21 protein-coding genes and 3 pseudogenes are annotated in these 22,266 nt (G+C 59.1%); 17 read left to right on the plus strand and 7 right to left on the minus strand.

Annotated features, from left to right (window positions below):
- Position 1: 1 nt before the first annotated feature.
- Positions 2-919: a branched-chain amino acid ABC transporter permease gene (locus IB279_RS34895; protein ID WP_192340957.1), complete on the minus strand. Its 918-nt coding sequence runs from the start codon at positions 917-919 to the stop codon at positions 2-4.
- 267 nt (positions 920-1,186) lie between these two features.
- Here IB279_RS34895 and IB279_RS34900 point away from each other — a divergent pair, with 267 nt between their 5' ends.
- The 8 genes from IB279_RS34900 (at position 1,187) to IB279_RS34935 (ending at position 9,283) form a co-directional block, all read left to right on the plus strand.
- Positions 1,187-2,320 carry a branched-chain amino acid ABC transporter substrate-binding protein gene (locus IB279_RS34900; RefSeq protein WP_192340959.1) on the plus strand — a complete coding sequence of 378 codons (1,134 nt, stop codon included), beginning with the start codon at positions 1,187-1,189 and terminating at the stop codon, positions 2,318-2,320.
- A gap of 161 nt (positions 2,321-2,481) precedes the next feature.
- On the plus strand, positions 2,482-4,014 hold the full coding sequence (locus IB279_RS34905) for a 4-hydroxyphenylacetate 3-hydroxylase family protein (protein ID WP_192340961.1): 1,533 nt from the start codon (positions 2,482-2,484) through the stop codon (positions 4,012-4,014).
- Positions 4,015-4,105: 91 nt separating this feature from the next.
- Positions 4,106-4,525 (plus strand): RidA family protein, encoded by a 420-nt coding sequence (locus tag IB279_RS34910; RefSeq protein WP_156585511.1) that lies wholly within the window; start codon positions 4,106-4,108, stop codon positions 4,523-4,525.
- A 12-nt stretch (positions 4,526-4,537) separates the two neighbouring features.
- Positions 4,538-5,215: a DUF1028 domain-containing protein gene (locus IB279_RS34915; RefSeq protein ID WP_192340963.1), complete on the plus strand. Its 678-nt coding sequence runs from the start codon at positions 4,538-4,540 to the stop codon at positions 5,213-5,215.
- Between the two features lie 120 nt (positions 5,216-5,335).
- Positions 5,336-6,493 (plus strand): acetylornithine deacetylase, encoded by a 1,158-nt coding sequence (argE, locus tag IB279_RS34920; protein ID WP_192340965.1) that lies wholly within the window; start codon positions 5,336-5,338, stop codon positions 6,491-6,493.
- A 103-nt stretch (positions 6,494-6,596) separates the two neighbouring features.
- Entirely contained in the window at positions 6,597-6,980 is a 384-nt protein-coding gene (locus IB279_RS34925) for a hypothetical protein (RefSeq protein WP_192340967.1), read from the plus strand.
- Positions 6,981-7,025: 45 nt separating this feature from the next.
- Entirely contained in the window at positions 7,026-7,970 is a 945-nt protein-coding gene (locus IB279_RS34930; RefSeq protein ID WP_192340969.1) for a LysR family transcriptional regulator, read from the plus strand.
- Between the two features lie 140 nt (positions 7,971-8,110).
- Positions 8,111-9,283 (plus strand): LysR substrate-binding domain-containing protein, encoded by a 1,173-nt coding sequence (locus IB279_RS34935; RefSeq protein WP_192340971.1) that lies wholly within the window; start codon positions 8,111-8,113, stop codon positions 9,281-9,283.
- Between the two features lie 45 nt (positions 9,284-9,328).
- On the opposite strand, the gene IB279_RS34940 is transcribed toward IB279_RS34935, so the two are convergent.
- From IB279_RS34940 to IB279_RS37770, 3 genes are all read right to left on the minus strand, one after another.
- Entirely contained in the window at positions 9,329-9,907 is a 579-nt protein-coding gene (locus tag IB279_RS34940; RefSeq protein WP_192340974.1) for a HutD family protein, read from the minus strand.
- A 107-nt stretch (positions 9,908-10,014) separates the two neighbouring features.
- Positions 10,015-10,833, minus strand: a complete 819-nt coding sequence (locus tag IB279_RS34945; protein WP_192340976.1) for a hypothetical protein — start codon at positions 10,831-10,833, stop codon at positions 10,015-10,017.
- A 293-nt stretch (positions 10,834-11,126) separates the two neighbouring features.
- Complete coding sequence (locus IB279_RS37770) at positions 11,127-11,297, minus strand: helix-turn-helix domain-containing protein (RefSeq protein ID WP_192340978.1); 171 nt, start codon at positions 11,295-11,297, stop codon at positions 11,127-11,129.
- On the opposite strand from IB279_RS37770, the gene IB279_RS34955 reads away from it, so the two are divergent.
- The 5 genes from IB279_RS34955 to IB279_RS34975 all read left to right on the plus strand — a co-directional run bounded on the left by IB279_RS34955 (position 11,291) and on the right by IB279_RS34975 (position 16,001).
- Positions 11,291-11,689: a hypothetical protein gene (locus tag IB279_RS34955; RefSeq protein ID WP_192340980.1), complete on the plus strand. Its 399-nt coding sequence runs from the start codon at positions 11,291-11,293 to the stop codon at positions 11,687-11,689. The genes IB279_RS37770 and IB279_RS34955 overlap by 7 nt on opposite strands.
- A gap of 177 nt (positions 11,690-11,866) precedes the next feature.
- Positions 11,867-12,439 carry a hypothetical protein gene (locus IB279_RS34960; protein WP_192340982.1) on the plus strand — a complete coding sequence of 191 codons (573 nt, stop codon included), beginning with the start codon at positions 11,867-11,869 and terminating at the stop codon, positions 12,437-12,439.
- Positions 12,440-12,586: 147 nt separating this feature from the next.
- Entirely contained in the window at positions 12,587-14,383 is a 1,797-nt protein-coding gene (locus IB279_RS34965; protein WP_192340984.1) for a hypothetical protein, read from the plus strand.
- 27 nt (positions 14,384-14,410) lie between these two features.
- Positions 14,411-15,361: a hypothetical protein gene (locus tag IB279_RS34970; protein WP_192340986.1), complete on the plus strand. Its 951-nt coding sequence runs from the start codon at positions 14,411-14,413 to the stop codon at positions 15,359-15,361.
- A gap of 94 nt (positions 15,362-15,455) precedes the next feature.
- A complete protein-coding gene (locus tag IB279_RS34975) occupies positions 15,456-16,001 on the plus strand; it encodes a C39 family peptidase (RefSeq protein ID WP_192340988.1) in 546 nt (181 codons plus the stop codon).
- An 82-nt stretch (positions 16,002-16,083) separates the two neighbouring features.
- On the opposite strand, the pseudogene rsgA reads toward IB279_RS34975, so the two are convergent.
- A pseudogene (gene rsgA / locus IB279_RS34980) lies at positions 16,084-17,098 on the minus strand (ribosome small subunit-dependent GTPase A).
- A gap of 985 nt (positions 17,099-18,083) precedes the next feature.
- Between rsgA and IB279_RS34985 the strand changes: the two are divergent.
- Entirely contained in the window at positions 18,084-18,785 is a 702-nt protein-coding gene (locus IB279_RS34985) for an SH3 domain-containing protein (protein ID WP_192340990.1), read from the plus strand.
- Between the two features lie 138 nt (positions 18,786-18,923).
- Here the strand turns inward: IB279_RS34985 and IB279_RS34990 are convergent.
- Both IB279_RS34990 and IB279_RS37025 read right to left on the minus strand, forming a co-directional pair.
- A pseudogene (locus IB279_RS34990) lies at positions 18,924-19,248 on the minus strand (helix-turn-helix domain-containing protein).
- A pseudogene (locus IB279_RS37025) lies at positions 19,238-19,350 on the minus strand (type II toxin-antitoxin system RelE/ParE family toxin); the annotation flags it as partial. The pseudogenes IB279_RS34990 and IB279_RS37025, both read right to left, overlap by 11 nt.
- A gap of 597 nt (positions 19,351-19,947) precedes the next feature.
- Between IB279_RS37025 and IB279_RS34995 the strand changes: the two are divergent.
- The 3 genes from IB279_RS34995 (at position 19,948) to IB279_RS35005 (ending at position 21,605) form a co-directional block, all read left to right on the plus strand.
- On the plus strand, positions 19,948-20,418 hold the full coding sequence (locus IB279_RS34995) for an NUDIX hydrolase (protein WP_246802250.1): 471 nt from the start codon (positions 19,948-19,950) through the stop codon (positions 20,416-20,418).
- Between the two features lie 146 nt (positions 20,419-20,564).
- Positions 20,565-20,843 (plus strand): hypothetical protein, encoded by a 279-nt coding sequence (locus tag IB279_RS35000; RefSeq protein WP_192340994.1) that lies wholly within the window; start codon positions 20,565-20,567, stop codon positions 20,841-20,843.
- A gap of 132 nt (positions 20,844-20,975) precedes the next feature.
- On the plus strand, positions 20,976-21,605 hold the full coding sequence (locus tag IB279_RS35005; protein WP_192340996.1) for a MarC family protein: 630 nt from the start codon (positions 20,976-20,978) through the stop codon (positions 21,603-21,605).
- Positions 21,606-22,266 lie beyond the last annotated feature (661 nt).

The raw sequence follows: 22,266 nt of genomic DNA on the forward strand, positions 1-22,266 counted from the left end.
ATCAGACTTTCTCGAAGACGGGTTTGCCCAACAAGCCGGAGGGCTTGAGCACCAGAACCAGAATGGTCAGCACGAACATAAAGACGAGCCGGTAGGATGCCCCGTCGGGCACAGCGATCTGCACGAACACGTCGACGCCTGCGATGAGGAGGGCGCCAAGGATGGCACCCTGCATCGAGCCCAACCCGCCGATAACGGCTGCCGAAAAGCCGATTAAGCCGAGCTGGACACCGAAGTCGAAGCGCACAACGCCCGCATGGCTGACGAAGAACACGGCACCCATGGCGCCTACCGCCGAGGCGATGAAGAAGGTGACGGCGAAGATCTGGTTCGGGCTAATTGCCATCAGCCGCGCAATGTTGCGGTCTTCGGCGACGGCGCGGATCCTCATGCCCACTGGCGTGTGGGTTAGAAGGGCGAAAAGCGCGACGACCATGGCGACACTGACGCCGATCACGATCAGGCTGAAGGCCGGGACTACGAAATCGCCGATCGCAAACGAGCCCGAGGCGATTGCCGGGAAAGGCTTGGGGTTCGAGCCCTGCGGATAGAAGGTACGGATCATTTCGCGGATGACGGTTCCAAGCGCGACAGTGGCGACCAGGGCCATCATGGCCGGAGCATTACGGAAGCGTCGTATCACCAGCCAGTCCAAGAGGACGCCCAACAGGCCGATTGCTACCATGGAGACGAGGATCGCCAGGAGGAGCGCGGCGGGCGCGCCCATTGGCGCGGCGACGGTTGCCACGGTCTGTACGGCGAGGAGCGCCACGAAGGGTGCCACCATGGCGACGTCGCCATGGGAAAAATGGATGACGTCCAGAACCCCGAATAGCAAGCTAAAGCCGAGCGCGAGTAGAGTATAAATGCTGGCGAGCACCAGCCAGTTGAGCAAATGCTGCGCAACCAGAGCGTCCATTGAAGTCCTCCCTTACTATTGGGCAGCGGCCTTTCGAGACTTCCTCGAGACCGGGCGCCATGCCGGGGGGATTATTGGTGTCATTCAGGCCGAAGCAAGCGGAAGCTCTTCGCGATTGGCAACGGTTTTCTGATCCAAACCATCAGAAATTACGACTTTCTGTTGGCGCCCTCATCCAGCAGCTTTCGAGCACGGCGAAGGCAACGACGCTTCCGGGACATGCCGGTAAAAACCGCCGAGCCGAAACAACAACAAGAGGGTGAACGAATGAAGGAACTGACTATGCGCCGGCGCATGCTTGTGACCGGCTTGATGGTGTCTGCGGCCCTGTTTGCGATGCCGGTGGCGGCTCAGGACAAACCTCACATCAAGCTGGGCTTTATAGGCCCGGTCAGCGGTGGCAATGCGCAGCAGGGCCTGGGTGCGCGCAACGGTTTTCTGCTGGCGATTGAACAGGCGAACGCTGCCGGCTATCCCTACGAAGTGGAACCGGTGGCGCTTGACGACGCCTCCGATCCGCAGACCGGCGTCTCAGCGGCCCTCAAGCTCGTCAACGATCCTGAGGTTGTCGCGGCGACTGGTCATTGGAACAGCCCGGTCGCGCTCGCAACAATGCCGGTATTCAATCGTTTTCAAGTCCCCATGGTCGTCTGGGGTGCGATCAGCCCGAAGATCACCGAGCAGAACCTGCCCGAGATCACCCGCGTCACCCCGACGCTGGTAACGGAGAACAAGCCGCTGGCAGAATGGGTGGCGACCAAACTCGGCGCCAAGAAGATCGCGATCATCGCCGATACCAGCGACTATGGCACCGCCAATACGGCGGCCTTCGAGACATTCTTCACCGAGGCGGGCGGTGAGATCGTCGCCAAGGACCTTTTCCCGGTCGGCACGGTGGATTTTCGCACGACGCTGACCAAGCTGCGCGAAGCCGCGCCGGATGCGATCTATTTCGGCGGCGTCATCGCCGAGGCCGGTATCCTGCGTAAGCAAATGGTCGAGATCGGGTTGAAGGTTCCGATGATCGGTATTTCTGGCTTCTATGATCCGGAATTCGTGACGCTCGCCGGGGCGGCGGCCGACGGCACCATGGTCAGCTATCCGGCCGCACAGTCCAATCCGAAACTTGAAAAGATGAATGTCGACTACAAGGCGCGAGCCTTCGCCGAGGAGACCAGCCCCTATACGAAATACGCCTTCGACGCGACGAACATCATGCTGGCCGCCATCAAGGAAACGGGCGTCGAGGACAAGGAAGCTCTCGCCAAGGCCATCCGCTCCATCAAGTACGACGGCGTGCTCGGCGAGACGACGTTCGACGCCAACGGCCAGACCCAGATCCCGGTCGCGATCGAGATCAAGGAAGTGCGCAACGGCGCCTGGGAAACCCGCCCCGAATAAAAAAACGCCCGATGCGGGCTACGTTCCGGCATCGGAAAAACCGCTGCATGGATACGGAAACCCATATTTTCGGTCCGTGCAGCAGCTTGCTACCACAGCCCAGCCCCCGAGCAGTTCGGCGGCAAAAGCCAGAATTTCCAAAAGAAACCAAGAGGATCCCGATGATCAGGACAGGTCAACAATACAAGGACTCGATCCGCGACGGCCGGCGCATATGGGTAAACGGAGAGCGCGTGAGCGACGTCACGACCCATCCGCAGTTCAAGCCGATCGTGGACATCCGGGCCCGTATCTTCGACATGCAGCATGAGGACGCGCACCGCGATATCATGACCGTGATGCAGAATGGCGAGCGTAATGCGCTCGGCAGCGCGTTGCCCTATACCCAGGACGATTGGTGGTCCAAGCGCCGCGCGACCGACCACCTGCTGAATGAGGTGGGTGGCGTCGTGACCCGCGTCGGCGACGAGACCGTAGGTGAAATGTGGTCGCTCTTCGACGGGCAGGACGTGCTCAACGAAGTCGATCCGCAGTTCTCCAAGAATATTGAGACGCACATCGGCCGGGTGCTGAAAGAGGATCCCTTCCACGTTTCGGCAAACACCGACCCGAAGGGCGATCGCTCGAAGGCGCCTCAGGACCAGGATCCGGACATGTTGCTGCATGTCGTGAAGGAGACCGATGCGGGCATCGTGGTGCGGGGGGCCAAATATGAGACCGCCGCAGCCTACGCCAACCAGGCCTTCACCAAGCCCACCATCGCCAACTGGGGCAATAACGCGCTGAGCGACTACGCCGTCGGCTTCATCTGCGATCTCGGCAGCCCGAACCTTCGCTTCATCTGCCGCACCGGCTTTGCCGGCCGCGCTCCGCAAAAGGACTACCCCCTTTCCAACGGCTTCGACGAGGTCGACACGATCGTGATCTTTGACGACGTGCTGATCCCCTGGGAGAACGTGCTGTTTTACCGCCATACCAAGGCTGCGACATTCATCCGCGCGACGCTGCACCGCTATTCCGCCTTCGCCTTTGTCCAGCGCAACCTCAAGGTCGCCGACATGATGATCGGCGCGGCGCTGTTCAACGCCCGCCAGACTGGCCTCGACAAGCAGCAGGCGGTGCAGGAGAAGATCGCCCAGCTTGCCGTGTACCGCGAAGGCATCAATGCGCATCTGACCGCGGCGATCGCCCTTGGCGAACGCTCGCCTGCCGGCCTGATGATGCCGAACCAGTCGCTGCTCTATACGGGTCGTGTACTGGCTTGCTCGCAGCTACACGAGATGATGCACATTGCCCGCGAACTGTGCGGCGGCCAGATCTGTGTGACACCGGATGCGGCGTCCTTCGAGAATCCGGAAACCAAGCCGTGGCTCGATAAGTACTACAGCATCAACGACGAATGGGTCGCTGACGATCGCCGCAAGCTGTTGGCCTTTGCTCGCGACCTCCTCAACTCGGACTACGCCGGCCACCGGTTGACCTTCCAGCTCTTCGCCCAATCACCGCCGTTCGCCCATCTGGCCGCCGTCTATCGCAATTTCGACTGGGACGGTCCGCTTGCCTTCGTCAAGGAAGCAGCCGGCCTGTCGGACCGCGTGATGGGGGGGCGCACGCTGACGCCGGGAGACAGCGCCATCTCAAGCTGGTTCTCCAACGAAACAGACGCCCACGCCAGGCGCGCCGCGGCGGAATGATCTTCCCGGGGAGTGGCCATTAGGGCTGCCCCCTCGCTCCAAAACAACCCACCGGCCGGGCCTGCCGGCTCAAGAAAATGGAATGAGAGACATGATTCATAAGCGGCTTCGTCCCTTCAACACCAAACAGACCTATCCCGAGCAGAAGCTCGACAATGACCTAAGTCAGGGCGTCGTTGCTCGCGGCACCACTGTTTTCCTGCGCGGCCAGGTAAGCCAGGACCTCGACACCCGAGAATGCCTGCATGTTGGCGATGCGGCCAAGCAAACCGCCAAGACGATGGAAAACATTAAGATGCTCCTGGAGGAGGCCGGTAGCGAAATGGCGCATATTTGCCGCATCGTCGTCTATGTCACCGACATCCGCTATCGCGAGGCCGTCTACCAGGAAATGGGTAAGTGGATGAAGGGCGTCCATCCTTGCTCGACCGGCATCGTCGTGCCGGCGCTCGCGCGACCTGAGTGGGTGGTCGAGATCGAAGCGACCGCCGTCATTCCCGACGCCGCCTGAGGGAGGGGCGCGATGACCTTCTCGATTTCTGCGCGTTGCCCCGAGACCGGCATGTTCGGCGTTGCCGTTTCCTCCTCCTCGCCATGCGTCGCCGCGCGCTGCGCCCATGCCCGGGCGGGCGTGGGAGCGGTGGCGACGCAGAACATCACAGATCCGCGGCTCGGCCCGAAGGGGCTCGATCTCATGGCTGGCGGCCTGTCGGCGGCAGATGCGCTCGAAGCGCTGAAGCGCGACGCGCCACATCTGGAATACCGCCAGCTGGCCCTGGTCGACGCCGAGGGCCGGACGGCATCCTTCTCCGGGACGCGGACGCTCGGTACCCACCGCGTCGCCACAGGCCCGGGCATGGTCGCCGCAGGCAACCTGTTGGCCGCTCCGGAGGTACCGGAGGCCATGGTTGCGGCCTTCACCGCGGCAGCAGGGCGTGGTCTCGGGGATCGGCTGCTGGCGGCCATGCGAGCCGCTGAGGCCGCGGGCGGAGAGGAAGGTCCGGTCCATTCGGTCGGCATGATCCTCGTTCGCGATCAGGCCTGGCCAATCGCAGATCTGCGCGTGGACTGGGCCGACGAGGATCCTATCGGCGAACTGGCGATGCTGTGGGAGCGCTGGAAAGGCGAGATGGATGCTTACGTCGCCCGAGCCCTCAACCCGTCCGACGCGCCAAGCTACGGCGTGCCTGGCGACATGTAGCGCAGAAGCAGCCTCGCCAGTCGGTGAGGCAATTGTGCCCCCTCATCCTCCTCTGGCCCAGTATTCCCCCCTCGAGGGGACAAGGTGGCGGAGGGGGGAGGCGTATCCGGATATAAAGTGATGAATACGCTTGAAATCCTGGCGAGGCTAATTGCCTTTCCAACCGTCAGTCGGACCTCCAACCGGGAGCTCATCGGTTTCATTGAGGGCCTGCTGCACGGGGAGGGCATAGAGACGATGCTCGTCGAAAGCGCCGATGGCACCCGGGCGAACCTTTTTGCCACCATCGGGCCACAAGGGCGCGGCGGCGTCGTGCTTTCCGGCCACACGGATGTCGTACCGGTCGAGGGCCAGGACTGGAGCCGCGACCCCTTCCGTCTTTCGATTGACGGCGGTCGGGCCTACGGGCGCGGGACGGCCGACATGAAGGGTTTCGTTGCCTCGGCGACCGCCGCCGCCCTTCGCGCCGCCGGCCGCGACATGCAGACGCCGCTTCATCTGGCCTTTTCCTATGACGAAGAGATCGGTTGCGTCGGCGTTCGGGGTTTGCTGGAGGAACTGGCGAACCACGCACCTCGGCCGATGGTCTGTATCGTCGGCGAGCCAACCGGCATGCGGATTGCAACCGGTCACAAAGGCAAGGTCGCTCTTCGCGCCTGTTGTGTCGGCCACGCCGCCCATTCGGCCCTTGCGCCCACCGCCCTGAACGCCCTGCATCTCGGTGCGGACTTCCTGGGCACGCTGCGCCGCGAGCAGGAGCGGCTTGCCGAAAGCGGTGCACGGGATGCGGCCTACGACGTTCCGTTCAGCACCATCCATGCCGGGCGCATGAGCGGCGGTCAAGCGCTCAACATCGTCCCGGACCGTTGCAACATCGACTTCGAGATCCGCAACGTCGCCGCCGACGACCCGGCGGAGATCCTTGCCCGCCTGTTCGACGGTGCAGAAGCCATCGTCGCGCCGCATCGCGAATGCTTCCCGAAGGCGGCGATCGCCGTCGAGGAGGTGAATGCCTATCCCGGTCTAGATACGAGCGAGGAAGCTGATGTCATCCAGCTCCTGCGCCGTGTGACAGAGAACGACGGGCCGGCATGCAAGGTCGCCTTCGGCACTGAGGCCGGGCTCTTCCAAAGTTTGCTTGGCGTGCCCGCGGCGGTGTGCGGGCCGGGACATATGGAGCAGGGACACAAGCCGGACGAATATATCGAGACCGATCAGCTGTCGGCCTGCGACCGCATGCTCGACCGCCTTCTTGATGTCCTCGCCGAGAGGTCGTGAAGGTGCATCGGAAATGCTGAGGCCAGGCTTCCGAAGATGCTGGTTTGTTTCTCGAGCGGCACGTGGTCATGTCAAGCAGACCAATGCACAGCCGGAGCAGATGATGTCCGCAATTGAGCGAATGACCCGCAATATCAAGTCGAGGCTCGTTAACCGACGGAACCTCTCGGCCCTGACGCAGGCCGGTGCGGCCGGCTTTGGCGTTACGGCAACAGAAGTTCAACATGCCGCGCATCAGCGGACGGACGTGCTTGAGCGCCTGGCACGGATGGCCGAGTTTCATGAAACCGCAGGGGCGCTGGCGTCGGCCGGGCGCTACGAGCTCTTGGAGATGGCGCGCAAGTGCGACCGTTGCCCGCATGAAAGGAAATGCGCCCGCATACTCTACGCAGCATTGCGCCCGTGCGCGAAAGAAGTGGATTTCTGTCCCAACGCGGCAGAATATCCCGCCCTGGCCGTGGAAAGGCATACCACGGACGCAACTTAACTGTGCCGACCTCCTGGCTGGGTCGCGGCTGGACAGGAACTCCCTATGCGCTTCACCCTACGACAACTGACTTACTTCATCGCGGCTGCGGAGACGGGAAGTGTGACCCGCGCCGCTGAGCAGGTGAACATTTCCCAGCCGTCGATTTCGGCGGCGATCCTGCATCTTGAAGTGGAATTCGGCGCCCAGTTGTTTGTCCGTCATCATGCCCAGGGCCTGTCGCTGACGCCCGCCGGCCAGCGGCTGCTGGTTGCAGCGAAGGAGGCCTTGCGCACGACGCAGGGCCTTTACGATGTGGTAAACTCGGCCATGGGCGTAGTGGCCGGGCCGATCAATCTCGGATCGTTCCGGACCTTTACGCCACTGATCGTGCCCGAGCTCTGGAAGAGCTTCGTGGCGCGCTATCCCGACGTACAGCTGCACGTCACCGAGGGAAGCGAGGCGGAGTTGCTGGAGGGCCTGCGCAACGCCCGCATCGATGTGGCGCTCACCTATGAATTGAGCGTGACGGCCGACATGGACTTCGTGCCGCTTGCCGAATTGCCGACTTATGTTCTCCTTTCCGCCGACCATCCGCTGGCGGTGCGTCCGCGGCTGAAGCTGACCGAACTTGAGCAGGAGCCGTTCATCCTGCTCGATTTGCCGCTGACCCGGCAATACTTCCTCTCGCTGTTCGAGCGGGCGGGGATTGCGCCGAGGGTCGTGGCAGAGACCAGCCTTCCCGCCGCCATTCGTTCCTATGTCGGCGCCGGGATTGGCTTCTCGATGATGACAGTTCGGCCGCGCAACATGAGCGCCGAAAATGGCTATCCGCTCGCCTATGTCGAGCTGGAGGACGATTATCCTCCTATGAAGCTGGGCCTCGCCAGCCTGAAGGAACTGAAGCGTTCACGTGTCGCGGAAGCCTTGGAGGGGCTCTGCCGTGAGTTGATCAGCGAGGGCAGCCTGCCTGGCATGGCGTCGATACCGCAGACGCGCTCCGAGGGCTGACAGGCTCGCCTTTCCAAGTTTTTCTTGAGGCAAAACGCCAGAAAAGCATTCTTTTCCCCCGGCCTTCGTCTTGGAACAATGCACTCGTTCTTCCGCTTTCGAGCGGTCATTCAACCAGTTGCAAAGACGGAGTGCGGGGCTTGGACACCAAGATCGAACAGACCATTCGGCTCAAATTTCTCGAAGGAATGAGCCATGCCGCATGTACGGTGAACATCGTCACGACGGACGGGCCTGCCGGGCGCGCAGGCGTAACGGTGTCGGCAATGGCCTCGGTATCGGCCGACAGCGCGTGGCCGACCATGCTCGTCTGCGTCCATCACCTCAGTCCGGCCGCCGCAAAGATCGTCGAGAATGGCGTCCTCTGCGTGAACGTGCTGCGAGACGACCAGTCCTATATCTCCGACACTTTTGCCGGCCGTTTCAAGGAAGAGGTGAGCGACAAGTTCGAGTGTGCCGAATGGTCCCCGATGCCCTCTGGCGCACCCCGCATCATAGACCCGCTCGTTGCATTCGATTGCCGACTGCTCACCTCGGAAAAGGTCGGGACACACTACATGTTCCTGTGCGCGGTACGCGACCTGCACATCTCCCGTTCGGGATCGCCGCTTATCTACGCAAATCGGGCCTACGGCGCCTCAATGCGAATAGATGGTGCCCGGTCGCTGGCCGCGGCACGGGCGAATGCCGGAAGCCGGCTGTCTGTCGCCTGTTTCCACACGTTCGGCCCCTTCATCATGCCGCGGCTGATCCAGCGTATGGAGGGCATCGACATCCGCCTTGTCGAGGGCGACCAGCGTCGGCTGAGCGAAAGCCTGCGTGCCGGCGAGAGCGAGCTTGCGTTGCTATACGATATCGACCTTACCGACGACTTCAAGAAAATCGCGCTCGATCATCTGTCCCCTCACGTGCTTTTGCCAGACGGCCATCGTCTCGCTTCGCAACCTGAGATCGAAGCGACGGACCTGGCGGAAGAGCCGATGGTGTTGCTCGACGCGCCGCCGAGCGCGGACTATTTCGTTGGCGTCATGCGCGCGGCGGGAGTCGAGCCGCTGATCGCCTACCGCTCCATGTCGTTCGAAATGGTGCGTGGGCTTGTCGGACATGGACTTGGCTATGCGCTCCTCGTTACCAAGCCAGCGGCAGACATGACCTATGACGGCATGAAACTCGTGGCGCGGCCTCTGGTCGGTCAGCAGGCCCCTTCGTCGATCGTTATCGCCCACCGTAAGGAGGAGGTGCTTTCCGGTCCGGCGCGGCGCTTCATCGAATGCTGCGTCGAGGTCTTCAGGAACGGTTCGTCGGCCGCCTGATCGAGCGCGAGGCCGGCCGGCAGGCCCTGCCTCGCAAGGACGAGATTAACAGCGCGATGCCGCCAGCAGCGGCACGACGAGGATGGCGGAGCCGTCCTCGGACGTGAACCGGGCGGGTGCGTCCAGAAGGGCGCAATCGCCCTGGTCCAAGGTGATGCTGTGCAGCTGATCTGACAGCCCAGCTGCACCGCGCAATGCGAATACGACGACCAGTCCCAGTGGCGCAGGCTGCAGCAGCGTATCTTCGGTGCGGATTTCAGCCGGAGCATGACGCCAGATGTGCCGGGCAGCCATGACATTGACGACGCGTACCGGTCCGCCTTTTGGGACACCGATCGGCGTCAGGCCGGAATCAAAGTGATGGTGCTGGCCGATGGAGAGTTCCACTGTATGATCATCGAATTCCAGGGCGAGAGCGTCGCCCTCGATAAGGGTGATGGTCCTTTCTGCGCCTGCGAACGCGGAAAAAGCACCGGGCGTTGAAATTATCGCGCGGCTTATCCTCAATTCGAAGGCATCGCGCGAAGCTCCCTCCGGGAGCAGGCAGATCTCGTCTGTAGAGCCAGTCCCATTCTTCCAGGACATGGCCACATAGGCGGTGGCGGGCAGATGCTGTATCGTCATTGTCTTCCTTTCAGACGGCGCGGAGGCGCCGCAGCTTCGTTGCAAGCCGATGAAAAAAGGGGGAGCCACGCTCCTAGCGGGTGGCGGGGGGGCCGTCCGAATTTTCGTCAGCTGACCTGCCCCTGCAGCCACCACATGTCGTGCAAGACCGATAGCGGGTGTGGTCCGAGCGGTCTGAACGCGCCGTCGACGGCAATTTCCATGCGCATCGGCTCACTGCGTCCCTCGGTGCGCCCGAAATAGTGGCCCGCCCGCGGAATGCACAGGGTAGGATGCAGCCGGAGGCCGCCCTTGTCTGTGCGCTCCGTTTCGACAAGCCAGCCGTGTCCCATGAGTTGGGTGGCACCCAAGAGGTCCCCGGCCTCGATCGCAGCCCGAACCAGCGTGGAGGAGATGCGGACGCCCGCATGGGTGACATCGGGCGCGATACTGACGCCGAAACCTCTGGTGCCGCCCAGCTCTGACAGCAGCGCCATATCGCCGGCACGACGGTTGCCAAAGCGGAAGTCGGGTCCGGCGATTACATGGTGCACTCCGAGCGCTTCGACGAGAACGCGGTCGACGAATTCCAGCGGGCTAAGACCGGAAAAGGCTTGGTCGAAGCGGGGCGAATAGATGAAATCCACTCCGTAGTACGATAGTTGAAGGCGCTTGGTGGCGGGCGTCGCCAGCCGGAAAGGGGCAGTTTCCTTTCCGAAGAAGCTGCGGGGATGGGGCTCGCACGACATGACCGAAACCGGCCGTCCGGCAGCAAGCTGGTGGGCTATTCGAGTGAGCGCCTGGTGGCCGAGATGGAAGCCGTCGAAATTGCCAAGCACGAGGACTGCGCCGCGGAGCGGGTGACGCGGTTCAAGATATCCTTCCACCACCTCGGGTAGCTGAGGCATGCCCCGCAGCGGCGGGTAGGCGGATATGTTCGCGGGCATCTGTTCACGCTCCTGTTCAGACGTCCCAGACTAGAGACCTGCTTTGCGGAGTGAAAATCCGATGTTTCGTACCATTGCATCGAGAAATCCTTGCCACGCCCGTGCTATTCCGTCGCAGTGGCTCGTCTTCGCGATCGAAACGACAGCACGCGACCGGCGATCTGTGCCGGCGTCCACACCGCCCTCAGCTGCACAATGACCAGTTCGCGTATTTGCGGGTGCTGCATAAGCTTCCTCAAACGCCGCCGCCGCTCTTTGCGGATGTCGTCAGCAACCGTCGGGACGTAGTCGGTTTATTCGGGCGACTCGCGATGATCGAATTCACTAGGCCTGATCTCGCGATCAATCGTCGAGCGGTAACGCCCGAGTTGGCGCGACATTTCCTTGATCGGAACCTTGCGCTCAACAATGTGGTAAAGGCGGCGTCGATCAACCAGATTTAGCGGCGAAGGGCATCGTGCCATTCCAAAATATCCAAGGGGAATCCCTTAAAATTATTGGCATGTCGCGCTTCGAGTTAGAACGTACCCGTGATGGTTCCAGATTGAATGCAACGATCGCGAGAAACCTACATGCTTTGACCCTTCGTAGCCAACAGGTACTGGCTGAAGATCTCCTTCGGCGTCAGGAACCTAGGGTTCGGCGCTATCTCAAGAAGTTCGACGACATTGACGCGTCTTTGGCCGCTTTCAAGACCGGCGACGAACGAATGATACAAATTTGCGAAAGTTCTAGTGTGTTGGCGAGAGAAGTACGCCAACGCTCAACTCTCCTGGGCGGCGATTGCAAGCCCATTAAAGTGGTTCAGTTCGCAACGTTCTATTTTGACGCGCCGCATACCGAAAAGCAACTATAAATTGTATGTTGCATTGCTAAATCAATTTATAAACGGCATCGTGTCCGGGTAATCTTCAACATTAGTACCTGCCCTGTTGTGCCATCGATTTAGGCAAAGTCATTTTGCAATGCACTGGAAGGACAAGCCTAACCTTTTGCAATATTTGAATTGTTTCAACTCATGGAGTGTGTTCCGATGAATGCCGAGCACTATGCGCAAGTTATTCAGTATGTATGGGGTTTCGTCGGCGCGCGATCATATCAGCTTCAAGGCGATTTGCTGACAGTGACGCAGCGCATCTCTAGCCTGCGATTGGACGGCTCTGGAATATACTGCCTCTGGTTGAAGTCTTCATTCCATGAAAACAAATACGTTCCGACCTATGTCGGGGTTACCTCGCGGCCGATTAAATCGAGATTGGGCGAGCATGCCCGGTTCGGAAAGATCGGTGAGCTTTACTCCGGATTGCCCGACGGTGCGGCAACGACAGGTGGATTTGGCGTTCTTGCGCTGGAGCTTCCCACGCCGATGGCGCGCGCAATGGAATCTGTGTTCCTGGAAACCTTCGACTTCGCGCAGAATACAGCCGACAACCTTTTGTCCCGCGCACTGCGGCCGTGGACCGTCGACGCTGATCTTTCCGAAGATGCGCCGATGCCTGAAAGCGCAGGGGATATCGAGGCGTTCAACGACATTCTGACGGCAATCTCCGACCAGCTGGACGCTCTACAGCAACTGCAGGGAAAGCTGATGGAACTGAAAGGCTGATCCACCAGTCCTTCCCGCGACCTCACGGCCTAGTCGGAAAGCAACCATCTCTCCTCACATCTCCTTACTCGCGTGCTTGCCGTGCGGACGCTCACTCGCTCGGCCCAACACTCTTGCTCTCATCTGATCCGAAAAAGGAGAACGTCCATGCCTGGAATTTCAGCCGAGGATTCCAATGCCATCGTCACTGTCGATCATCGCGAATATAGCCTCAGGACCGTGCCAGCCTTCGATGATCCGCTGGTGCAGCGAGAGGCAAAGGCGGTCATGGGCCAACTGAGCCTTAAGGATGTGACCCAGAACCTGGATCTGTCCGTGGAGTTGTTCCATGTGGCTTATAACGGCGTTGCTGGCGCCAAGGGTGGGGCATTGCAAGCCGATATCGCCGGTTTGCAGAGCCGCCTGGCGATGCTGTGCAACGACTGCGTTATCACGATGACCTCGTTCGAAGCCGAGACCCGCAACATCATCGACCTTTTGCAGCAGTCCTACCGTTGGTTGACAAAGGGGCAGGAGCCGCTCGCGATCAAGAAGCTGGCGCATTGCAAAACGTGCTCGAGCAACATGTCGGAAAAGGCCGGGGTGCTTGCCGACAAGTTCAAGGGCCTGCAAGTGGAATCCAGCAGAGCGAAGTCCAACACCATTCTAGAGGAGGCCAGCGAACGAGACCGATTGCTGGCCGCTGAGAAGGCGGAACGAGAGGTGATCGCGAAGCAGAACGCTGAGCAGGTCAATCAGCAGGAACTCGTCAGCCAGATTTCCAATGCACAGACGCTCTACGAGGAAGCCAAAACTCGTGAAGAGAAGGAGGCAACGAAAGCGCTGGTGATGGGTGTCGTTGGCGCGATTACCGGCGCGATCGGCGCCGGCCTTGGAGCGTTCACGGCATCCCAAAATCCGGTCGGGACGGTCTTGAACAAAGCCGGCAATTCCATCGAGAAGAACGATCGGATCACCTCCGCCAAAGCCGGGACCGACGAAGCCAAGAAGCAGTCCGACGACGCGCAGAGGAAGTTTATCGAAGCTCAGGACCAGCAGTCGGGCAAGAAACTCACCAACGACAAGATCAAGTCCGAGCTCGATGCGTTGAACGAAGCTCTGGCCAAAATGGAACAGGACGGCAAAGCCAAGGATGCCGACATAGCCGCATTGAAGAAAAAGAGCGATGCCAAAAAGGAGGATCTGGCGAAGGCAGCCGCGGAGCTCGACAAGATGGCGGCGAAGGTCGACGCACTTGAGAAGGATGCGAACGCCGCAACCAAGGCATATGCAGCAGCTGGGGCGACGCTCAAGGATCTGGCAGCCGCCACCAATCAGATGGCCAGCAAAGCTGCAAATGCGGAGGACTCGATCCACGAGGAAAAAATGAAATTCCTCAATCAGAAGATTGAACTTGAGAACCAGAAGCGGGCGTCGCTGGTCGCCATGGCTGGCTACGCGGAATCCCTGAAGAATCTTAAGATTGAGGAGGGTAACGCGACATTGTCGGTCGATTCCCTGCACAGCGCGATCGATGCACTTGGCAAGATCATCGGCACGTTGACGAACGCATCGCTCTTCTGGGATCAGATGTCCAACTATTGCGGTCGCATGACCAACGAGGGCTTTCAGAGAGATATTGAGGACTTGAAGGAACTCGACGCCAAGGACCGGCTCGCCGAGTACCAGGCTCCCGAGTTCATGAAGACCTTCCTGATCTACATGTGCCAGTGGGTCGCGCTGAACGGTCTGTCCGGTGACTATCTGAAATCCGCCGGCGCAGCGCAGGCGAAGGCGGTGAAGTACCTGCAGGATTCACCGACCATCGAAGAGGCCATTCGCCGGGCGCCGGAGCTAGCGAAAAATCTCAGCAGCATCGTCGAGCAGGACCTGTCTGAATCCCGCCGTGCCACCATCGAACTCGAACAGCAGCGTGCTTTGATCGAGCAGGCTCGCGCGGCCTGATCCTCAATGCTTGCAGGAGACATGATCATGAACAACGTTGCAATCGCAGGGAATGAACAGACTGGCAGCCAGGCGGTTGTCGAATTCAAGACAATTCTCCAGCAGCTGACACAAGCCTCGGAGCTTTTGAAGGAGCAAAAGACAGAGGAAGCCACGGCATCGATTTTGGCGATGTCGGATACCGTGGACTATCTGCACTCCCAAGCGAAGCTTGGTGAGCACATGTATGCCAAGGAGCAACAGGTTACGTCCGAGCTCGTGAAATCAATCATTTCCGACCTGGGTCTGTTGAACCAAAAGATCACTGGGATACAACAGGAGATTGCCAAGGTCAGCATCGAGATCCACAAGGATGAGCAAGACGCTGAACTTCTCAATCAGCGGATCGGGCAGTTGGTCGATCAGATGAGAGCCGCCGAGGTCGAACTCGCCCATCATCGCCGAAAGCTGGACGAGCTAAACGACAAGTCGGCGGCGAGCATCGTCAGGTCAATTTTTTGTCTCGGGCTCGACCGTGCAATCATGGGGATCATCACCCTGGTCGATCAGGACGAGGCTCGGATCCGCTCGCTGAACGACGAGAGGCAAAGATATCGGCAAGAGCGTGAAAATGATGAAGGACGGCTCAATGCAACCCGTGACCTGTTGTCGAGTTTGCAAAGCCAGCGGGATGAGTACACCCGCACCATCAAGCAATTGGAGGTGGCGGAAGACACTCTTCACCAGAATGAAAAGGCGGCGCGACGTAAGCTGGCATATTTTACGGACATCTCTCTATTCTACGGGAAGTTGCAGGCGATGTGCGAGGGAATCGAGACCAATATCGCTTCCGTCGCTGATGTCGTCCAAGAGTTGAACGACGCTCAACCCCGGATCGTTGACATTGATGCGTCCGGTTCGGAGCTAATTTCGCTCAAGGCTGCTCTCTACAAGTTTGATGCCTTGCTCGGCAGCGAGCCCATCGACGCACTTTTCTAGAGCGCGAGTTGGGGGCCGGGATCCGCCCCTCATCTCCTTGTTGCTAATACACAATCAACCGTTTGATTCAGTTTGTTTCCGGAGGAAATTTGAGATGCCGTCAGTCAGCAATTCCCCGACTTTGATTGCTCAGGAAACGCCAAGCTGGTGCTTTGCTGCAGCCGAAGTGATGGTGCGGCAATATTACGGTTTGCCGCAGATGTCGCAATACGAAATAGCACGGGCGAGCACTGCAGCGCTTGCCCAGGCCGACTTGAGCCTCGGTGAAAAGTGGGACCTGGCTCAGGTGCTCGACAGCTCAGCTGACGTCACCGAGGATGTTGGCGAAAACCACAAGAGCAAGATTGTCGAGCTGGTGCGCGGTCAATGGAATGCGTTCAACCATGACGCCACTGGCGGGCAATTCATCGCCAAGCCGACCTGGGAAGATGTCCGCGCAGAAATCGATAACGACCGCGTATTCGTCGTGGGAAGCACCATCCACTACTACGTCGTGTCCGGGTATTCCGATGATGGCAAGGGCAAGACGCTTTGGGTCCAGGACCCTTGGCCGGCAGGCAGGGGAGGTCAGAAATCAGTCCTCCTATTCGACGAGTTCTTAGATACGGAAGGAAAGGTGTTCATAGCGTTTCCGCAATAATTTCGCTGAAAATTAAAAGTCCGCATTTTACGGCCAGAGACCTCGGGGTCACTGGTTCGATTGCCATCAAGGCGTCAGACCTTCAATATTTCTTTTTGCGAACGATCTTGTTGCCGCGTGGTCCGCTGATGACAGGTGTTCTGTTACGGTTCTCAGCAACAAGACTTCGCCAGCGTTCAATGCGGTCGGCGGCCAAAGTGCCGCTTTTGACAGCTGCCTGAACCGCGCAGCCCGGTTCATGCGCATGGGTACAATCACGAAATCGGCAAAGCGGGCCAGTTCCTTTATGTCGGAAAAAAGCGTGTCGATCCCGTCGGTGATATCGCTGACGTAAAGTGTTCTTATCCCGGGCGTATCTATGACCCAGCCGCCGCCGGGAATAGCATGCAGCGAGCGCGCGGTCGTGGTGTGACGGCCTTGCGCGTCATGTTCCCGAATAGTCCCGGTTTTCTGCTTTGAGTCAGATGCAGGTCCGGTCAGCGTGTTCACGACTTTCCTACTCCGGACGATCCCACCAGGGCGATCGTTTGGCCAACGCCGCACCACGAACTCAACAAGGAGCTTGCATCGGCAGAGCGCCCATTCAGGGCAACGACAGGTATGTCACGCTGCAAAGCCTCGGCTTTGGCCTGAAATATGCCAACGTCGTCCGCGGTGTCAGCCTTGGTCAACACGATTACCGATTTGCTGCCCGCCTCGTTGGCCATGATGAGGTAACGTTCTAGCCGGTCAATATCGAAATCGGCGTTGCACGACGTCACGATCAACAGTGTGTCGATGTTGGCAGCAACAAGTTGTTGGCCACGTCCGACCTCCGGGCGTCGCGTAAACACGGTTTTCCGATCAAGCCGGCGGACAACCATGTCGGACCGGGGATCGGCAAGCACCCAATCACCCACCGCAAAGTCAGCCGTATTGGCATTGGCTGGTAGCTCTAGCCTGACTGACCCCGTGGCGCCCATTGCCTCAATGCGTGCCCGGTGAACCGACGCGACGCGCTTGGGTACGAGGTCTGCTTCGGTCGGCTTTACCTGATCCGCAAAAAAGCCAGACCAACCAAGCAATTCTATCGCTGAGTGGAGACAGGAGCTCGTCAAATTTTGCTTCGCCTTTGATTTTTGCAGGCTGCTTGCCTAGTTGCGCTGATGATCTCGCTTTGGCAAAGAATTTGCGTAAGCAGCAGCCTCGCCGGAGTAGGGGAAATGGTCCCCTAACTGACGGTCACCGTCATAAACTTTGAAGGCTGGTCCATCGACTTCGACGATCTTATACCCATTCACGTATTCAAACTTTGGCGTTTTCCAACCCATAAATGCTCTCCAGTTTCGGTCCAGCGTTTCCAAACTCTGAAAATGATGTCCGGCTGTCATACTTTGCAGTCTATCGCAGTATCACGTGCCTGCACAAAAGACGAACGAGCCAACGCCGGTGTCCCATCAAGAGCGAGAAGTTTATTTTTCCGCTTTTCTTACCGTCTCAATTGATCATGAAATTGCAGGCCTGCAAATTACGCAGCCTTTCGTCGCTCCGTAATCTTCTGAAACTCCGCCAATATGTCCGGAAAATTTTGCGCGAGATTCGCACAACCCTTGCATTGCTGAGCAGTCGCGTGAGGTATCCGGTGGTCAAAACGAGATCTAGGTGAACGGCACCATCGTCCTTCTCGAGGCAAGGTCGTCACCCAACAGATCAAGGCCTGTGTAAATGGCAATGCGCGTCGGCTTGCGGGCAAACTCCTCAATCGCCGAAAGTTTTTGGCATTAACCGAGATCGATTGGTGTGGGAGTGGCCGCGGAAACTTGTTGGCTGCTTGGTTCATGGACGGCGCCCGCAATGGCGTTTGCCGTCAAGGGTGGTGCGCCCCCGAGGGTGACGGTCGGAGGTGCGGGGATTGGCTCATTCGATGCCGTCGCCGTGTCCTTGCGGTTGAGCTTATAGCGACCAATTTCTTCGCTCGATCGTCAGGGCGGTAGGGGTTCTAGGGGCGTTGCGCCCATCATTCATGGGGTCGGCCGATCATGCCTGGGGCTTGCTGTCTTCTGGAAAGCATTGGATGATGCAACCTAGGGGCGGGGAAGTATTATGCGACGGCTTCTTATTGGCGCGGCGGTAATTGTAACATTGGTCTATTTGCTCGGTTCTATTGGCGCCGAACGTACTACGCTCAATGAAACGCGACGGCCTTCAGCAAGAATTGTCGCACAGGATCAGAAGCCCGTGGCGGAAGGGGGGACCCAAGTTTCTGCGGTTGCGCCTCAGCATGGCCAATCCCCAGAGTCAGCTGAAAGCGTCGGCACTGAGAAAGTGATCGCCACGGTTTTCGTGCGCGGCAAGCGAGTAGCCTTACGAGAAAGACCGGGTAAAGAGTTTGCGATCCTCGACCGATATGATGCAGGTCGGCCGGTCGGCTTACTGTCTGTCGTCGGGGCGTGGTCGCGTGTCAAAGACAATCTCACGCGGAGGGAGGGTTGGATCGCATCGCATCTCCTTAGTTCCGACAAACCGCGGTCGAAGCCAAAGCGCGATACCCCGGCATCTGTGGAGCCATCCCGTGAAGAGCCGGTCAAAGTCCCGCGAATTTCCGATGCCCTGATCGTGCAGCGCATTATTGCTGAGTCCATTTCCGGCTACAGTGGCTCGTGCCCTTGCCCAGAAAATCGTGACCGCGCGGGGCGGCGCTGCGGACGCAGAAGCGCATATTCGAAGCCCGGTGGTGCTGCTCCGATCTGCTACCCCGACGATGTCTCAAGGGAGATGATCGAGGCTTTTCGCGCGCGATTGTGATGGAAGGGCCGTGGACGCGGCGCGCTGGTAGCAATGAACATCGCGTTACTAGAGGTGGCTTCAACTCGCTTTAAGAGCTTCAGTCAAGGAGAAGTGCATCATGCCGGTTTTGATGGTGTGGAACGGCCCTCCTAGCCGTCATCGAAGATGAGTATGATGGTGGCCGCACTGGGAGGGATCACACCATGTCAAGGCGGGGCCGCTCGGTCGCTTCGCGCCGGTTTCCCACTTCTGCACTGTCGCTTCACCGGTGTTCAGGTAGCGCGCGAAGACCGGCTGGCTGACATGATTGTTCTCGCACACGCTTGATCTCACCCGGCGTTAAGTCCTGTGGGATGGAAAGGCAAGGCTCATCGAAGGTCTTCATGGTTTCCTTTTCGATGGTGCCTGCCGCATACATATCTTCGACGGCGCTGTGGATCGCCTCAAAGGCATCGCTCTTGAACTTGCGCTTATTCGCCATAGCAAATCTCCAAAAGGGCACCGGTCTGATTTCGGCATCAAGCTCGGTCTGTGTCTTGCGCCGATAGAGCTCGGCGAGCTTTCGGAAAGCCATGAGCTCGTCCCATAATGTATCGCCGGGGACGCAGCCTCCCAGATTAGGCCTCGCGTCCAAGCGGTGGGCTGGCGGCATGAGCTGATCAACGTGGTCGTTTCGGGGTTCGAGTCAGGCGTGATCCCTGCGGATGCCGGGGTGCTTGCTCCTCCTCAAGAATTCTGCACCGGCGCGTTTGTTCTGCAATTCAACCGGTCCGCGCTCGGTCGTTGTCTCTTTCTTTATGAAAACACTATGTGGTTCGATCCCATATCAAATGGAATCCCTATTCGAATTCACCTAGCCTTGCCATCGATAAGCGCCACCGAAGCGCCTTTCGCTATAGGTCTGCTTCATCGGAAAGGGCAACGATGTTTTACCGCGGTTACGGTTACTACCATCAACAGCATATGAAAAACCTCTCCTCGTTTGGAGCGGAGAGAAGCGTCGAGCCGGCTGTCGTTAAGAGTGCATGCGATAAATCGACGCCCGGTCTTTGGATGTTCGCAAGCCTTGTCGCAGTGATCGGCGTGGTCATTCTCGGCACGATCTTGATGCTGTCGATCGGACCTCAGGCATAGGTGATGCCTTACTGTTTGAGGGCCGCGAAAAATGGGACGTCCCGGCATGCCGATACTGCACCGCCATCTTAGCCGTCTCGCGCAAACGGGCGAACAGCTGTTTCTCTCCTCGTGGCGAGCACAATATGGAGCTCTCTGCTCCCGGATCGACCCTGACACGGGGCGGCGGCTCGTGCTGCTGGTGACGTCACGCGGCTCAGGTCGCTGGGTGATCCCGAAAGGCAATCCTATGAATGGGATGCGGCCACACGAGGTCGCGGCTTGCGAGGCGAAAGAGGAGGCGGGCGCCAAGGGCAGGATCCGCAAGCATGCCATCGGCCATTATTGCTATGTCAAGCGGCTGGACAATGGCTGCGGTAGGCCGTGCATCGTCGATGTATTCTCGCTTCAGGTTACGTCCATGATCGAGCAATTCAAGGAGAGGGGGGAACGCCTCTTGATCTGGGTCACGCCACAACAGGCCGCGCAACTGGTCGAGGAGCCGGAACTGCGAATGCTAATTGCCTCCGCCCGCTAAAAGTCTGCCTCAGCTGATCGGGTTTACACGCTGTATTCTACTCTTCCGAGTCCGCCATGCACCGCCAGATTTCTTCGTGGCCTCCATTCAACATACGCGAGCCTTGATAGTACAACGCTTCGCGAGAAAGCTCACGGGAGGGCTTCTTGACCGGCAAGCTGGACGCTACCGCCAGGGCAACGATCGCTCGATTCTTATGGAACTGCCAACTTGCCCTACTCATACCCCTTCTATTCAAGGCGGACTACCTGTTTGTGGTCTCCTACTGCTTCTTAGTGGCAGGGTGGCTGAAGGCTACCATAGCCTTCTTCAAGAAGCAGCGCTTTTCGACGATCACCTTCAATCACTGGAGCGAAGCACTCTGGTTGTTGTTTCTAGCAGCCGGAACACGGCTGGCTTCGAACAACTTCAGTGTGTCCGGCTGACTATTCAAGACTGGCTCGAGTGAATGGTGTTCTCGTGTTCTTACAAGGTTGATGTGGTGGAAACCGCTCCGCCTTTCACCCTATGGGCCGCCCTTGGGCAGGGTTTGTTCCCGCAGCATGAAGGAGCCGGACATGGCGTACTATGATCTCGCCGTCAGCGCCTTCACCACGCTGTTTGTGACCGTCGATCCCCCCGGGCTTGCACCGCTTTTCCTCGGTGTCACACATGGCATGACACGTCAGCAACGAAGGCTAGTGGCAGTCCGGGGCGTCTTGACCGCCTTCTGCATCCTTGTGCTGTTTGCCCTTTGCGGCGCGAAAATTCTTCAAACCGTTGGCATATCGATGGGCGCATTTCGCATAGCGGGTGGGCTCATGCTGTTCACAATCGCTTTTGAAATGATCTTCGAACTGCGCCAACAAAGGCGATCACGCAGCGCCGACGCGGCAATTACCAAGGAACACTTGCATCACATCGCCGTGTTCCCGATCGCTATCCCGTTCATCGCAGGCCCGGGCGCGTTGTCCGCGACCGTGCTGATTGCAGGCACCATGGAAGGTGTGGCCGGCAAGCTGCAATTGATCGGCGTCATTGCCGCAGTGATGGCACTGGTTGTTGCGGCCCTTTATATGGCACATAAGGTTGACAAGGTGTTGGGGGTTAGTGGCCGCCTGTTGCTTAACCGTTTGCTGGGTGTTTTGTTGGCAGCCCTCTCCATTCAATTTATTATCGATGGAATCCGCTCGGCCTTTGGCTTTTAGTTTAGAGTTCAGGTGCTTTATCCCATTTTGCAGAGGCGAGTCGTTGGGTCACTGACCTTTGGCCTCGACATGGCGTCGCGCATGGACCGCGTCTTCATCTCATCGGTGGACGCCTGCGCACGGAGGTGGCCAAAGCTGTAGTCTCAGGCGAAGGCGGACCCCCGTAAGCCTAACGCCCGGTCGGACGATAGCGGAGGCCGAAGTCGACATCGCTTCACGTGAGAGCCGAGAGGCTAACGTCCGGGCTCTGAATGCCTTCGGCATCGAAGCCCTCTAAGGCGATGAACTCGCTGTCGGCCGCACCGCTTGCCGCCAGAAAATCGGCCTAGCGATGGATGCCCCTGGCGTCCTGCGTCTCCTACAGAGGTGCCTTGTGGATATTCCAGCCGCGAACGGTTTTCGACATCCAAGACCTACACGTTGTGCCCCGTTCGGTGACGCCTTGGCCAATCGGTGTCTATGGTCTTCGGCAGGGACGAGTGCGCGCTTACCGATTGCTCACCTGAGCGCTGCGCATGCAGCTACTTTTATTACAGGCGAGGGGCCGGGGTGCTCCGCCCCCTTCGCCCCTTTCAAGCGCCCGCCGCCCAGCTTCCTTCACTCCACTGTCGTTTCGCTTCGTGCAGCCGGTTCCCCGCGCGGATCGCTTGCACCCCAATCC

It is taken from the genome of Ensifer sp. ENS06 (assembly GCF_014852205.1).
In the GTDB taxonomy this organism is placed as follows: domain Bacteria; phylum Pseudomonadota; class Alphaproteobacteria; order Rhizobiales; family Rhizobiaceae; genus Ensifer; species Ensifer adhaerens.

Excerpts from the sequence above, each read along its gene's own strand:
- IB279_RS34895 (WP_192340957.1), bottom strand. The coding sequence starts at position 919 with ATGGACGCTCTGGTTGCGCAGCATTTGCTCAACTGGCTGGTGCTCGCC.
- IB279_RS34900 (WP_192340959.1), top strand. The coding sequence starts at position 1,187 with ATGAAGGAACTGACTATGCGCCGGCGCATGCTTGTGACCGGCTTGATG.
- IB279_RS34905 (WP_192340961.1), top strand. The coding sequence starts at position 2,482 with ATGATCAGGACAGGTCAACAATACAAGGACTCGATCCGCGACGGCCGG.
- IB279_RS34910 (WP_156585511.1), top strand. The coding sequence starts at position 4,106 with ATGATTCATAAGCGGCTTCGTCCCTTCAACACCAAACAGACCTATCCC.
- IB279_RS34915 (WP_192340963.1), top strand. The coding sequence starts at position 4,538 with ATGACCTTCTCGATTTCTGCGCGTTGCCCCGAGACCGGCATGTTCGGC.
- argE (WP_192340965.1), top strand. The coding sequence starts at position 5,336 with ATGAATACGCTTGAAATCCTGGCGAGGCTAATTGCCTTTCCAACCGTC.
- IB279_RS34925 (WP_192340967.1), top strand. The coding sequence starts at position 6,597 with ATGTCCGCAATTGAGCGAATGACCCGCAATATCAAGTCGAGGCTCGTT.
- IB279_RS34930 (WP_192340969.1), top strand. The coding sequence starts at position 7,026 with ATGCGCTTCACCCTACGACAACTGACTTACTTCATCGCGGCTGCGGAG.
- IB279_RS34940 (WP_192340974.1), bottom strand. The coding sequence starts at position 9,907 with ATGACGATACAGCATCTGCCCGCCACCGCCTATGTGGCCATGTCCTGG.
- IB279_RS34945 (WP_192340976.1), bottom strand. The coding sequence starts at position 10,833 with ATGCCCGCGAACATATCCGCCTACCCGCCGCTGCGGGGCATGCCTCAG.
- IB279_RS37770 (WP_192340978.1), bottom strand. The coding sequence starts at position 11,297 with ATGGCACGATGCCCTTCGCCGCTAAATCTGGTTGATCGACGCCGCCTT.
- IB279_RS34960 (WP_192340982.1), top strand. The coding sequence starts at position 11,867 with ATGAATGCCGAGCACTATGCGCAAGTTATTCAGTATGTATGGGGTTTC.
- IB279_RS34965 (WP_192340984.1), top strand. The coding sequence starts at position 12,587 with ATGCCTGGAATTTCAGCCGAGGATTCCAATGCCATCGTCACTGTCGAT.
- IB279_RS34970 (WP_192340986.1), top strand. The coding sequence starts at position 14,411 with ATGAACAACGTTGCAATCGCAGGGAATGAACAGACTGGCAGCCAGGCG.
- IB279_RS34975 (WP_192340988.1), top strand. The coding sequence starts at position 15,456 with ATGCCGTCAGTCAGCAATTCCCCGACTTTGATTGCTCAGGAAACGCCA.
- IB279_RS34985 (WP_192340990.1), top strand. The coding sequence starts at position 18,084 with ATGCGACGGCTTCTTATTGGCGCGGCGGTAATTGTAACATTGGTCTAT.
- IB279_RS34995 (WP_246802250.1), top strand. The coding sequence starts at position 19,948 with ATGCCGATACTGCACCGCCATCTTAGCCGTCTCGCGCAAACGGGCGAA.
- IB279_RS35005 (WP_192340996.1), top strand. The coding sequence starts at position 20,976 with ATGGCGTACTATGATCTCGCCGTCAGCGCCTTCACCACGCTGTTTGTG.